Annotated in this window: 11 protein-coding genes and 1 pseudogene; 4 read left to right on the forward strand and 8 right to left on the reverse strand. The window is 68.7% G+C overall.

The features are described from left to right. Positions 1-60: 60 nt before the first annotated feature. Both CG719_RS31055 and CG719_RS31060 read right to left on the reverse strand, forming a co-directional pair. Complete coding sequence (locus CG719_RS31055) at positions 61-2,358, reverse strand: ABC transporter ATP-binding protein/permease (protein ID WP_100572057.1); 2,298 nt, start codon at positions 2,356-2,358, stop codon at positions 61-63. A gap of 211 nt (positions 2,359-2,569) precedes the next feature. Further along, positions 2,570-2,884: a DUF5132 domain-containing protein gene (locus CG719_RS31060; protein ID WP_100572058.1), complete on the reverse strand. Its 315-nt coding sequence runs from the start codon at positions 2,882-2,884 to the stop codon at positions 2,570-2,572. A 584-nt stretch (positions 2,885-3,468) separates the two neighbouring features. Here CG719_RS31060 and CG719_RS31065 point away from each other — a divergent pair. Next, positions 3,469-4,809 (forward strand): glutamine synthetase family protein, encoded by a 1,341-nt coding sequence (locus CG719_RS31065; RefSeq protein ID WP_100572084.1) that lies wholly within the window; start codon positions 3,469-3,471, stop codon positions 4,807-4,809. A gap of 342 nt (positions 4,810-5,151) precedes the next feature. Here the strand turns inward: CG719_RS31065 and CG719_RS31070 are convergent, their stop codons facing one another. Beyond that, positions 5,152-5,712: a GNAT family N-acetyltransferase gene (locus tag CG719_RS31070; protein ID WP_100572059.1), complete on the reverse strand. Its 561-nt coding sequence runs from the start codon at positions 5,710-5,712 to the stop codon at positions 5,152-5,154. Then, positions 5,709-6,881: a type III PLP-dependent enzyme gene (locus CG719_RS31075; RefSeq protein WP_234375850.1), complete on the reverse strand. Its 1,173-nt coding sequence runs from the start codon at positions 6,879-6,881 to the stop codon at positions 5,709-5,711. Before CG719_RS31075 ends, CG719_RS31070 begins: the two co-directional genes overlap by 4 nt. Positions 6,882-7,151: 270 nt before the next feature. Between CG719_RS31075 and CG719_RS35575 the strand changes: the two genes are divergently transcribed. From CG719_RS35575 to CG719_RS31085, 3 genes are all read left to right on the forward strand, one after another. Next, positions 7,152-7,304: a hypothetical protein gene (locus CG719_RS35575; protein WP_159024992.1), complete on the forward strand. Its 153-nt coding sequence runs from the start codon at positions 7,152-7,154 to the stop codon at positions 7,302-7,304. A gap of 728 nt (positions 7,305-8,032) precedes the next feature. Further along, positions 8,033-8,203, forward strand: a complete 171-nt coding sequence (locus CG719_RS35580) for a hypothetical protein (protein WP_159024993.1) — start codon at positions 8,033-8,035, stop codon at positions 8,201-8,203. A 498-nt stretch (positions 8,204-8,701) separates the two neighbouring features. After that, positions 8,702-9,871 carry an acyl-CoA dehydrogenase family protein gene (locus CG719_RS31085; RefSeq protein WP_100572061.1) on the forward strand — a complete coding sequence of 390 codons (1,170 nt, stop codon included), beginning with the start codon at positions 8,702-8,704 and terminating at the stop codon, positions 9,869-9,871. Here CG719_RS31085 and CG719_RS37615 read toward each other — a convergent pair. The 4 genes and pseudogenes from CG719_RS37615 to CG719_RS36865 form a co-directional block, all read right to left on the reverse strand. Continuing rightward, positions 9,805-10,206 (reverse strand): type I-E CRISPR-associated endoribonuclease Cas2, encoded by a 402-nt coding sequence (locus tag CG719_RS37615; RefSeq protein ID WP_442802758.1) that lies wholly within the window; start codon positions 10,204-10,206, stop codon positions 9,805-9,807. The genes CG719_RS31085 and CG719_RS37615 overlap by 67 nt on opposite strands. Next, a pseudogene (locus tag CG719_RS37620) lies at positions 10,205-10,450 on the reverse strand (hypothetical protein); the annotation flags it as partial. The gene CG719_RS37615 and the pseudogene CG719_RS37620, both read right to left, overlap by 2 nt. A 158-nt stretch (positions 10,451-10,608) precedes the next feature. Continuing rightward, positions 10,609-12,003 (reverse strand): tyrosine-type recombinase/integrase, encoded by a 1,395-nt coding sequence (locus tag CG719_RS31095; RefSeq protein WP_073946052.1) that lies wholly within the window; start codon positions 12,001-12,003, stop codon positions 10,609-10,611. Beyond that, complete coding sequence (locus CG719_RS36865) at positions 11,994-12,191, reverse strand: helix-turn-helix transcriptional regulator (RefSeq protein ID WP_073946053.1); 198 nt, start codon at positions 12,189-12,191, stop codon at positions 11,994-11,996. Before CG719_RS36865 ends, CG719_RS31095 begins: the two co-directional genes overlap by 10 nt. Positions 12,192-13,448 lie beyond the last annotated feature (1,257 nt).

The following is a 13,448-nucleotide window of genomic DNA, read 5'->3' on the forward strand; positions in this document are numbered from 1 at the left end:
GGACCGCGCCGACAGTGGTGTCGTCACGCGGTCGGTCGGCGGGAGGGGCGGCTGCTGCGGTCAGGCGGCGGGTTCGCCGGCCTGGAGTTGCCATAGGGACGCGTAGAGTCCGCGCTGGGCGAGGAGTTCGTCGTGGGTGCCCTGCTCGGCCACGACCCCGCCCTTGTCCACGACGTAGATCCGGTCGGCGTGGCGGACCGTGGAGAGCCGGTGGGCGATGATCAGCATCGTCCGGTCCGCCGCGAAGGCGCGGAGCGTGCGCTGGATGGCGGCCTCGGTCTCGTTGTCCACTGCGGAGGTGGCTTCGTCGAGGATCACGACCGGCGCGTCCTTGAGGATCGCGCGCGCCAGCGCGATCCTCTGTCGCTGACCGCCGGAGAGCGCGGCACCGCGCTCTCCGATCACCGTCTCGTAGCCGTCCGGCAGAGATGCGACGAAGGTGTGTGCCTCGGCCTTCATGGCCGCCTCGACCACGGCCTCGTCCGAGGCTCCGAAGCTGCCGTAACGGATGTTGTCGGCGACGGTGCCGTCGAAGAGGAAGGGGTCCTGGGCGACGAACCCGATCGCGTGGCGCAGGTCGTGCCGCGACAGCTCGCGCACGTCCCGCCCGTCGAGCAGTACGCTGCCGATGTCCGCGTTCTGGAATCGCATCAGCAGCTTGGCGATCGTGGTCTTGCCGGAGCCGGTGGCGCCGACGAGGGCGGTGACCTGCCCGGCCGGGATGGTCAGCGAGAGGTCCTCCAGCGCCGGTGGCCGATCGGGGTAGGCGAAGGTCACGCCGTCGAGGACGATCTCCCCGTGCACCTCTTCGACGTCGAGCGGTCCGCCGGTGCCATCGGTCTCGGCGGGCAGGGCGCGCAGCCGCCGGACCCGGTCGTAGGCGGTGATCGTGCGCTGGTACTGGTCGACGATGCCGCCGAGCCGGCTCATCCGCAGCAGCACCATCTGGGGCAGCCCGATCAGCGGGCTGAACACCTCGAACGGCAGGCTGCCGTCGAGCACCGCCCGGCCGCCGATCAGCAGGGTTCCGGCCATCGAGCTGGTCGTGCAGACCCGGACGGTCTCGGCGTGGCGGATCGTGCTCCGGTCGGTCCGCCGGCTGCTGTCCTGGACCTCCCCGCTCAGCCGGTCGATGCGCTCGGCCTCGTAATCCTCGGTGCAGAAGCTCTTGACGGTGGCACCGGCCTCCAGAGTGTTCACCAGCTGGCTGTGCAGCTTGGCCCGGTGCTCGCCGGAGACGGCGTAGTCGGCCGCGACCTTGTCCTGGTAGTGGAACGACAGCCAGGCGATGACCGGGATGGGCAGGAACGCGATCCAGGCGATCTGCGGCGCCAGCAACAGGAACAGCGGCACCAGGAGGGCCAGACCGGCGCCAAGTTGCAGCAGGTCGTTGGCCGAGGTGGCGAAGAAGGTACCGAGCTGACGGACGTCGTCGGTGAGCGCGCCGGCGATCCGGGTGGTCCGCTCGCCCTCCAGGTGTCGTAGTTCGAGGTGCTGCACGTGGGCGTATGTCCGGTTGCGCCAGTCGTGCTCGATGTCCTGGCCGAGCCGGCGCCACTGGAGGTTCGAGGCGTACGAGAGGCCCGCCACGGCGGCACAGGCGGCGGCCACCAGCCCGGCCAGACCGAAGAGTTGAGCAGACGCGGTGGTCAGGCCGAGACCGACCAGCGGAGCTGCCTGGCCCTTGATGAGGACCAGTCCGGTCCAGCCGAGGAAGGTACCGAGCGCCACCTCCGAGATCTGGCAGGCGATGGACAGGGCAGCGGCCCGGTAGAGACGGCGTCGGTGCGGTCCGACGATCTCCGGCAGGGGGTGGCGTTCGACGCGAGGCCCGGCCGCGTCCTGGGACGCGTCGACCCCTTTGCGCCAGGCCTTCCGGAGGACGGCCGCGGTCGCCGCGGCCACCCCGCCCACTGCCACCAGCTGCCTGCTCAGCGCCGATCCCCTGATCAGCGCGACCCCTGCCGCGACCCCGCCGCCGACGGCGAGCACCGGTCGCACGACCAGTCCGCGGTCCGCCCGCGGGACCGGTGCGGCGACGGGTCGGGCCGGTGCCGGGCGTCCCACTCCGGTCGGATCCTCCGCGACCAGGGTGACGGCTTTGCAAAGGATCCGGCCGACGTCCGTGGCGCGCACCCGCGCATCGTGCCGGACGAGCACCCCGCCGGTGACCGGGTTGGCCCGGGCCTCGGTGATCCCGGGAACGCGGCGCAGCGCGGCGGCGAGTACCTCGGCCGTCCTTGGCCGTCCGAGCACCGGCTTGACGTCCCAGCGCTGGCGGCCCGGAGTGACCGAGCGCGGACGCGCGCCCCATTCCGCGGATCGGAATCCGGCTGCGGCACCCAGTAGCGATGACATGCGTACGATCACCTGTTTACGGAGGTCACGGGTAGTCCGTCAACGGGCGCGGCGGAATTCGGCGCGCGACGGATTACTGCGACGGAGTGGAAAGTCCGAAAGGGGGCAGAAGCGCGACCGAAAGGCCCACGGCCGACCGCCGCGAGGACCCGTCTTCAGAGGTCGGCAGGAAGAAGCGCCGAAGCGGCGGGCCGGGCAGCGCATCAGGGCGTCACCGCGACGCCTTCCCGGGGGCGGCGGTCGCACGGGTCTTCGGAGTCCTGGCCCCGTCCTTCTCGCCGTTCGAGGCCGCACCCTCGGTAGGCCGGTGGCCGTCACCGGCGGCGTTCTGCGCCGCCATCATGTCGGCAGCCACGTCGACCGCGAGGTCGTGGATGTTCTCTCCGGCCTCATGGGCCGCCTTCTTCACCTCCATGACAAGACCGACGGACGTCGTGACGACACCGCGCACCAGCGGCTTGAAGACACGCCTGGCCAGTGGCACGACGATGAGACCGATCAGAAACGGTGGAACGACGGGCGGCATGATGCTCCAACTTCTCTACGCAGATGTATGACAGCGGACCCAGGGCACTGCGAACCCCGGAGCACGCACAGCGGAGGGAAGACGGAAGCACCCATTTTCGGAATTCTCGATATCCCGTGCCGGACTCCCTGCCGGGTTGAATTCCTTGTCGATGAGGTAAACCGTCCGCTCATCGATCACCGTAGTCCAGTCATGCCCGTCGAGACCAAACGGTCTCGACGGGTTTCACTCATGCGAGTGCTATCCATGTTCGGACCGCTACGGATTGCGGTAGGCGAATCCACCAAGCGAAGCGCTTTTCTAATTTACCTATTACTGGTGATCGCCTTCATGACGACTGCCGAGTTCGCGCGGCGCACGCCGAGCACGAAGCGGCGAGGGTCTCCCACCGCGGTCCGGCTGACGCCGTACGCACCCGACGACCTCGACCGCACACTCCGCAGCGAGTTGCGCAAGATCCGGCGGAGACTTCCCACGCCCGCGCCTGCGTCCTGAGTCACGTCTCAGCTCCGACCACTCACGGACGAGTGAACTCCCAGCCGGCCACTGGCGCACCGGCTGCTGCGGACGCCAGCATGGCCGGCATGGCCACCACGCACCCCCGAGCTGAGCGGGCCGCCCAGGCCCGAGCGGCCGAAGCCCAGCTCGCCGCCGACGGAATCGACGGGGTGGTGTTCGGCTGGGTCGACAACGCCGGGCTCACCCGGGTGAAGTCCGTCCCGCTCGCCCAGCTCGAACACGCCGCGGAGTACGGCGTCGGCGCCGTACCCTGCTTCGACGTCTCCCTGGTGGACGACTCCTTCACCACTGCGCCTTCGAGTACCGGCCCGGTGGGCGACCTGCGGCTCGTCCCCGACCTCGACCGGCTCACCCCGCTCGCCGCCCAGCCCGGCTGGGCCTGGGCCCCGGCAGACCGTTACGCCCAGGACGGCACCCCGCACCCCGGCTGCCAGCGCCGATTCGCCCACCAGGTAAGCGAGGCCATCGAGCGGCGCGGGCTTTCCGTGCGAGCCGGGATCGAGGTCGAGTGGGTGGTGGCCGACGCCGCCGGGGCGCCCGCGACGCTCGCGCCCGCGTACGGGATGACCCGCTTCGTCGAGCACTCCGGCTACCTGCGGGAGGTGCTGCGCGCCCTCACCGCTCAGGGGCTGGCCGTGCTCCAGCTCCACCCCGAGTACGCCGCCGGGCAGTTCGAGGTCTCGGTCGCCGCCGAGGGGCCGGTCGAGGCGGCCGACACCACGATGCTGGTGCGCCACACCATCCGGTCCGTCTCCGCCCGGCACGGCCTGCGCGTCTCGTACGCGCCCGTCTTCACCGAGGGCTCGGTCGGCAACGGCGGCCACCTGCACATCAGCCTCTGGCGACAGGGCCGGAACCTCGGGCACGGCGGCCCCGGCCGCCACGGGCTGCACCCCGACGCCGAGCAGTTCTTCGCGGGCGTACTGGCCGAACTGCCAGCCCTGCTCGTCCTCGGCGCGCCCAGCGTCGCCTCCTACCTGCGGCTGGTCCCCTCCCGCTTCGCCGGGGCCTACCGCTGCTGGGGCCTGGAGAACCGTGAGGCGGCGCTGCGCCTGATCACCGGCTCCGCCGCCGGGCAGGCAAACGCCGAGCTCAAGTGCTTCGACGCCGCCGCCAACCCGTACCTGGAGGTCGGAGGCGTGCTGGCCGCCGGACTCGCCGGACTGGAGGCCGGCCTGCCCCTCCCGCCCGAGACCCCGAGCGACCCAGCCGCCCTCGGCGCCGCCGAGCGCCTCCCGGCGAGCCTGCCGGAGGCGATCGACGCGTACGAGAAGTCCGCGCTGTTGCGGCAGGCGCTCGGTCCCGAGTTGTACGAGGCCGTGCTGGCCGTCCGGCGGGCGGAGGCGGAGCTGTTCGCGAGGCACACGGATGCGGACGTCATCGAGGCCGTCCGCTGGCGCTACTGACGAGCATCGGTTCTGATCCTCCGGCTCCCAGGCGATGAGCTGGTCGAGGAACTGCTGTTCGCCGTCACGATTCACGGAGCTCAGCAGGATGCGGCCCCGGAGGGTGAGGAGCGGTTCCTCGGCCGTGCCCGTGCCTGTGGCGGAAGCAGTCGCAGGCATGGCGTCGTCCGAGGTGAGAGAAGCGGGCCAGACGCCGTTGCCGTTCATGAGGCACCGGGTGCACTGCGCTTGGGTGCACACCGGCGATGCCCCGCTCGCGCAGCCGCGTGAGCGGCGGTGTTCCACATGCCGGAATTCACTTCATGCGGCCCTCGTCGCGAGCCCGACCGGGGCGGCTGCTGATCACCTCGGTGTGGGGACGCTCGTCGAGCGCGGCGAGCGGCGAGGCCCACCAGCCAGTTCCAGTGGCTTCGCCATGTAGACCGCCCCGGCGCCGTAGCCGGCGGGCAGCCCGATCTCGGGCCGGGCTCGGTAGCCCAGCCGGGACCACAGCACCTCGGAGCCGCGCACGGCGACCAGCGAGAGGGTCCGGTAGCGGGCCGCCCGCCCGGTCTCCTCCAGATGCCGCTGCATCCGGCGGGCCAGGCCCCGGCCGCGCGCCCGCTCGGCGATCGCCAGGTCGTGGGTGTGCAGGTTGCTTCCCCGGTTGGTCTCCTGCACCGCGTCTTCCTCGGCCAGGGTCAGGTCCGGGCAGCGGAACAGCGGGTACGGCAATGCGAGCAGGTAGCCTCCGAAGCCGCCCGCGTGCTCCAGCACGAAGCAGGTCGAGGGCGAGGCGCGGTGCCGGGAGCGCAGCGTCTCCCGCCCCTCGGACAGGCCGCTCGCGGCGTAGGCGCGTTCCTCCAGCGCGACCACCTCGTCCCAGTCCTCCTCCCGAAGCAGCCGGATCCGGGTGTTGGTCATGCGTCTCCTCCGCCCAGAGCCGGGCCGCCGACGCAGGTGTACGGCAGCGGCGCGAACCCGTTGAAGCCGCGGGTGGCGTAGCCGGCGGCGTACGCGCCGCAGGAGTGGACCCACACCGGGTCGCCGGAGGCGATCGCGCGCGGAACCCGTACCAGACCGTCCTCCTGGGCGTACGCGTCGTCGCTGTCGCAGGTCGGGCCGGCCACCACGGCGTTGACGAACTGCCCGCCGGGGTGGGTGGGGAACTCCAGGCGGTACTGCAACTGGTCCATCTCGTAGAGGCCGTTGAACTTACCGCAGCTCAGGTAGAGCCAGTCCTCGCGGGTGCCGTCGAGCCGATGGCGGGAAGAGAGCCGGGCGACGTGGGCGCGGATCGCGCCGTGATCGGCGACCAGGTGGCGGCCGGGCTCCAGCAGGAAGTCCAGCGGAGCGGCGTTGACGGCGCGCAGCCGTTCCATGCCCTCGCGCATCACCACGAACATCTTGTCCAGCGGCGGTTCCAGCGGCCGGCGGCGCCGGTCGAGTACGCCGAGGGCGGGCAGTCCGCCGCCGAGGTTGATCCGGTCCAAGGTGATGCCGTGCCGGCTGAGCGCCTCCAGGACAGCGGCCAGCGAGTCGATCGCCGCGACCCAGGCCTCGGCGGTCATCTGCTGGGAGCCGACGTGCACGGACAGACCGGAGGGCACCAGCCCGGCGGTGCGGGCGGCGCCGAGCACCCGCGGGGCGTCGCCGGGCGAGCAGCCGAACTTGCGGCTGAGGCCCCACAGCGCGCCCTCGCCGGTGGTCGCGATCCGGCAGAACACCCGAGAGCCGGGGGCGTATTCGGCGATCGCACCGACGTCCTCCAGGCAGTCGGTGGCGAAGTCGCGCACGCCCAGCCGGTAGGCCTCGGCGATGTTGCGGTCCGACTTGACGGTGTTGCCGTAGTGGATCAGCCCGGGCGCCACCCCGGTGCGCAGCGCCTGGGCGATTTCCTGCGGGCTCGCCGCGTCGAAGCCGGAGCCGAGCCGGGCGAGGTGGCCGAGCACCTCGTCCACAGGGCAGGCCTTCATCGCGAACCGGACGGCGACGCCGGGCAGTTCGGCGCACAGGGCGGCGTACTGACGGCCGATGCCGTCCAGGTCGTAGATGATGGCGTCCTCGACGGCGGCGGCGAGCGCGGCGCGCAGGGCGGGGTGGACGCGCTGGTCGGGGAGGGGCGCGCTGGATACGTGCACGGTGGCCGGCGCGGTCGGGGCGCGGTGGCCGGTACTGCCATGGTCGGCCGTCCAGCGCGGTTCGGCGATCTGGCGCACGTCGGTGGTCTGAGGCCTCACGTGTGAACTCCCGGTCCGACTGGATGAATGATGCCAGGGGCTTGCTGGCACGCATGAGATGAAGCGAGGGAGTCCAAAGGTCGGCTGTGACGCCTGACCTGGACTCCCTCCACGCCGCACTCTATGCACTTCTGGGGCCTGCTCCTGCACCTGCTGTGCACCCTGCACGGCCTGCCCGCCGCCTTCGCGCCGACCGGCGTGAAGGCCATCCCTGTCCTCGGCCCGGCACTGACGGAACGTGAATCCCCGCAAGAGGAGGGACGTGTGCCCGAATGAGCCGCGCCGCCTCTCGTCCTGGCAGTAGTCGAACGCGTACTGCACCGAACATGTTTACGCCGACGCGCCGGCAGACCCTTGAGGAGTCCCCCGATCCCGCTCCTGCAAGGTGCCGCCGGACAGTTGCAGCGCGCCTTGAGCCACCGCTCGACATACAAGACCACCCAAACGGCGTCGGTTTGAGCCTCCACGGCCTTGACGACCAGGTGCCGCCGGACGCTGTCGAAGAACTTCCGGATGTCGAGATCGATCACCCAGCCCTACTTCCAGCAGCGGTTCCGGCAACACCCCAACGCGTCATGGGGCGACCGTCATGCCCGGTACCCGTACGAGTCCGGGTGGGACACCGGCTCCACGCGCCTCGCCAGATGCCTGGCCACCACGATCCAGGCAACCCGATCGGCGACTGCCGGAACGCCGAGCATTCTCGGGCGGCCGCCGTGCTGCTCGGGAATCTCCACCCACAGGGCCGGCAACCGGGCGAGATTCGAGGCGCCAGCGGTACCCCACCGGGGCCGGCAGCGCCCGGGGGCTGCGTTCACCGGCGACAAGTGCACCGAGCATGACCCGATTCGTTACGCCGAGGAGATCCGAGACCACGCTGGACAGTTTGGTCTGCGCGTCCTGGAGTCTCTCGTTGAGTGAGGTCAGCGGGGTCGCCCGTGTCCGGCGTGATGCCCGTCTCGTTGCGGTAGCTGGTTGATCGGCTGGCGTGAGAGGTGGGTCGGATGAGCTGCGATGAGGTACCGCGGCGGCTGCGGGAGCGGGAGGCGGCTTGTCACAGCGAAGCCGAGCGGCATCGGGCCGAGGCTGAGCGGATCACGGTCCTGCTGGCGATCGGCGAGCAGGAGCCGGGCCGTATCTCAACGGCGTGCGAGGTCGTCGGTGAACAGCCGTGAATCGAGACGGTGTTGGTATCCCCTGCTGATGCAGACTCCGGGCGGGTTGTTCACTCTGACGCATGGCGCGGTCGCGGCGAGCGGATGAACGTGCTGCAAGAGGAAGGTCTTCTCCTCGTCGGCCGGGTTGCTCCGCCTGACCCCGCTGGAAAGAAGATGAGGGCCCGTACCCAGGAGACACTGGAGAACTACGCCACGGGCAGCTCGTGGAGATCTGTGCGCGGGCCGCCGCGGACATCGACGCGTTCCGCACTGCCGCACGCCGGGCGGACGCCGTGCACATCGACGCCGCCGAGCTGCTGGTGCTCACCTGCGACGCCACCGGCGTGAACATGATCCCGTCCGGATGGAGGGACGCCACCCGCACCACCGCCGAAACCCACGCGGCGGCCGGCCCTCCCCAAGCATTTCGACGTCTGTCCATAAAGGGGCGCCTTGCGGCGCCTTTGCCTGCAGATGTCTCTGAACGATGTTTCGCCCCGACAGCTGGAAGGTGCCATGAGCGCGCGTCGTCTCTTACCGAACGAGGAGTCCCTTGACCTCATCAGACTGGTCCGGAAGATGGCGGCCGATGAACTCGCTTCGCGGGTGGATGCCGATGAGGCCAGCGACGCGTTCCCGCGTGACATCTTCAGGCTCCTCGGAAGCGTCGGCCTGCTCGGTTTGCCGTACTCCGAGGCATACGGTGGCAGCGGTCTGTCCTACGAGGTGTATCTGCAGGTTGTCGAAGAGATCGCGTCCGTGTGGGCTTCGGTCGGCGTAGGTGTCTCCGTGCACGTGCTGTCGTGCTTCGGGCTGGCGACGATGGGTACCGAAGAGCAGAAGCAGGAGTGGCTGCCCGCAATGCTCGGTGGCGAGCTGCTGGGTGCCTACTGCCTCTCGGAACCGCACGCCGGCTCGGACCCGGCCGCGATGCGGACCCGGGCCCGTCTGGTCGGCGATCACTACGTCCTGAACGGCGCGAAAGCCTGGACGACCCATGGCGGCCACGCGGACTACTACAAGGTCATGGCCCGCACCTCGGAGGAGCGCACGGGTATCTCGTGCTTCATGATCCCGGCTGGCACCGAGGGCCTCACCGCTGATGTGCCTGAACGGAAGATGGGTCTGACCGGGTCCACCACGGCGACCATGGTGCTCCAGGACGTCCGCGTCCCCGTCGAGCGGCGTGTCGGCGCTGAGGGCGGCGGCCTGCGCATCGCTCTCGCGAGCCTGGATTCCGGCCGTCTCGGTATCGCGGCCGTCGCGGTCGGTCTCGCCCAGGGCGCTCTCGACCACGCGATCGCCTATGCACGCGATCGGGAGACGTTCGGATCACGCATCATCGACCACCAGGGAGTCGCGTTCCTGCTCGCCGACATGGAGGCCGCAGTCTTTTCAGCACGTGCTGCGACCCTCCATGCCGCCCGGTTGAAGGACGCGGGACTGCCGTTCAGCCGCGAGGCGTCGGTCGCGAAGCTCGTCGCGACCGACAACGCGATGCGTGTCACCACCGATGCGGTGCAGGTGCTCGGCGGGGTCGGCTACACGCGGGAGTTCCCGGTCGAGCGGTACATGCGTGAGGCCAAGGTGACTCAGATCTTCGAAGGCACGAACCAGATTCAGCGCATGGTCATCGGGCGGTCGCTAGCCAAGTCCAACAATGGTGACCTCACCCTGGCCCCCTGAGCTTGGCTCTGAAGCTGATCGGAAAATCGATGTCCGGGAGGGCAGGCGGCAGCATCCGGTCCGCGTGCGGACCGGTGCAAAAGGTGGCACCAGGCGTGGGCGCTCGGTGGAGCGTCGGCCCCTGAAGTTGAAGGGGCCCGCGTCCAGGCCCATGCTGAGCGAGGCACTGATCGCGCGAGGCCGTCGAAGTCGGCGGGGACGCGGCGGCGGGTGCCGGCAGCGCGGATGGCGCAGCCCTGTTCTGTCGGCGCGAGGTGGACGAGGACGGCGGTGCCGTTCCCGACAGTTTCGCTGACGGCTTTGCCAGAGTTGGTCGCGCACCCAGGCTGAGACAGAGCCGATGAAGACTTCCCGTACGACCTCGCTGGTCCACCGGCTCAGGGCGCCGCGCACAAGTGGTCGGGAGCGGTAGCGGCGATTAATGACATGCACGGCATCAGGGCAACACCCAAGGCGTAGTTGACGCCTGGCCAACAGGACGCCCCCCTCGGCGTGCGCGGCCAGTGAGCCAGTACCACCAGCAGACGAAGAATCTTCTGGTGTCGTACTCGCCGAAGAGGCTGGGCTTCTTCTAGACACATGCGAAATGGCGCCTGACCTGGGTTTTCACCCGTCAGGCGCCCTTCGTGCAACCCGTTCTCGACCGGGCCCGGCTTGCGTGCTAACTCCCAATTCCTCCCACGACTGCACCCCTCCTGACCAGTGCTTCCGGACCAGTCACGGACCAAACCCCCGGTTCAGCCCTCGGGTACGTCACCCTGACTGACGCGCTGCCACTCGTTCATGGACTGCTCGATGAGACGGTTCGCCTGCTCTCGAAGGCCGTCAAGGAACTTGGCGTAGTGGCGAAAGAGAACCTCGATGCTCTGGCCGGCGCGGCGGGCGCACTCGGCCGGGTCCACTCCGGAGTAGAGCCAGAACGAGATCCCGGCGTGACGGAGATCGTAAGGCCGCTTGGCCAGGCGAGAAGTGCGCTCAGTACGGGTCAGGGCGTATTCCCGGGCCCGCGCCCATGTGATGCCGTAGGCGGCAGCGTCCACGTAATTGCCAGCCTGGTTCCGGAAAAGTCGACCGTCAGGTGCCACGTCGAACCGATTCACATGGGCACGCAGCATGCGTACGAACTGCGGCGGGATGGGAACAGGCCGCGTCGCGCTTGCCGCGCGACGCTTGAGCGAGTGCACCTCGTGCACCTCACCGTCGTCGGTCCACCCCTTGCCAGACGTGACGACCCCGCCCGAGAGATTCAGCATGCCCCATCCCGTCTTTGGCAAGTGGCATTGCTCGATCCGAAGGTGGATGACCTCTGCTGGCCGCATAGCCGCGAAGTACATGCAGCCGAAGAATGCTTCAAGATGAGGACCCCGCCCCCGCTGGCGAGCAACGGCCTCGAGCAGCCGAAGCACCTGGGCCGGATTGGGAACGGCGGCCGGATCCACCTCCTCACTGACTGCTGGCGCTTGCCACCGGAGCCCTTTGAGGGGGTTCTCTGCGAAGTACCCCTTCTCCACCGCAGTGTTGAGAGCTTCGTTGAATGCAGCCCTCTTGCGTCGGGCTGTTTTAGCCGCAGCCGCCTTGCCGTCCAGCTTGCGGCACATCGCATCGAGGGCCCGCCTCAGAACGTCGGCTTCCGCGAGGGCGCTGACCGGCAGCGAGTTGCGCTTCATCCAGTCCAGCGCATGGAGCCACTCCTCGGTGGGCTCGCACTCCCAAGCTTTCTTGTTGAATGCCCACGAGTACAGGGCACGCCGCAGTACCCGCGGATCGGAATATGCTGCGCCGGGGCGTACCAGGGCGGGCGTGACCGTAGCGAAGGCATCAGCCAGGGTGCGGCGGGTGTTCCCTGGCGTGCGCTCCCATCTTTGCTCGATGTATTCGTGCACCAGGTCGTACCACGTAGTGCGCTGCTTGATGGACCGCAACTCGGATGCTGGCAGACCTGTGTGCTCGTCAAACGGCTCACCCTCGCGCGCGGCTGTCATCAGCTTCGCACGCCGGCTGTCAGCAAGCGCGAACGCGATGAAGGACTCAGACTTCTCTCGCCCGTTAACCGTCCACCGAATCTGGAAAGGCTTGCGCCGGTCGGGGCGCTCACGTATCTCCCAGAAGCGGATGTTATAACTCATCGCCATCCAGGCGTATCCCTTTCACAGGCATCCCACCACGCATCCAGATCGGCGCGGCGGCAGCGCAGTTCACCATTGGGCAGCTTGATCATTCGGGGTGCCTGACCGCGAGCGCGCAGGCGATAGAAAGCCGACGGGCTCATCCTGATTTCCGCTAGGACCTCGGCGAGCTTGAGCGCAGGTGGACGAGCCATTGATGTTTCCTCGGATGTTCCAGATATGTCGGCGGCCCAAGCAGCAGTGCTCGACTTGCACCCACTCCGCCGCAACTGATGGGCAAACTCTGTCAGTTACGGGGACTACTGGTCGCCGACATGAAGGGCCATGGTGTCCGAACGGCTCCACCGCCAAGCACAGCCGCTGAGAACACCTCAATGGTCGTCACGATCGCCGGTTTGGCCAACCGGCGATCGTGGTCTATGTTGCGCCCCGCAGGGCATCTCACGGACGATTGCAACGGACGAAACGCAGGGGCCCAGTCGGCGCGATCGGAGAACAAGGCCGCGCCATCCGTCACGAACACCCCGAGTCCGTTGTCAACGCGGTCGCACAAACACAGAGGCACAGCGCCGGGGAGGAGCGGCGCAATCCTCTCGCTCCGATGTGGTCCATACGTTCAGGGCACCAAGTGTCGAGCAGATGGGGGCGTTGAATCGGACCGATCGGAGAGCGGCATTCGACAGGGGTGCTCCTTGGGTCGGGGCCTCCGCGATGAGGCCGAGCAGCGCGAGGTGTCGGACGTCGTCATGGCCGACGTGCAGGTCGGCCTGGAATCCTGAATCCCGCCACTGACCTGGTATTTTCCGGGACGTTGTACGTTGACATATTCCCAGAGGAGGTTCCAGTCCTTCGGGGCTGTTTCTCGTCTGCCGTGGGCGAATGCCGAGCCGCGGGAAGGCCAACCAAAAGACGCAGGGGGCGTTCCGTCGGAGAAGAGGGGCAAGGCGTGCTCCTCCTTCACCTGACTCGGTCGCACCGTGATGTCGATGTGCACGATGCCAGGGACCAGCCCGGACGAGCGGCCGACAACCTCCGAAAAGAAGGCGGCGGAGGTCGCCGGCTACGCTGCAGACATACCAGTGGAGGGCGCAGGCAATTGGGGAGCGAAGTGAAACTGAAGAGCTACAACACCTGAGTGTCGGAGTGTTCGTGAGGGTTACATGGATCCCTCTCCAGTTCCAGGTCACGGCGCTGCACGGCCATGCAGGCAGTCGACACGGTACTGAGCCTCTGCTTGCCACTCGGTCGCGTGGCCTCATACGGGGCTTTGTAGGTTGCCATGCGCAACTCGCGAGGAGGAACTCGTATCCTTCGCACCTCGGTGACGTCCGTGCCGTACGTCTCGCGAAACTGGGCGTACTCGGTCTCGGTGGCCGCGTCGGCCGTCGTCATCTCCGCGGCCATAGAGTTCAAGATCCCACTCCGACGGCACGACGGCGACCCGCTTGAAG

This window comes from Streptomyces sp. CB01373, assembly GCF_002803075.1.
Taxonomy (GTDB): Bacteria; Actinomycetota; Actinomycetes; order Streptomycetales; family Streptomycetaceae; genus Streptomyces.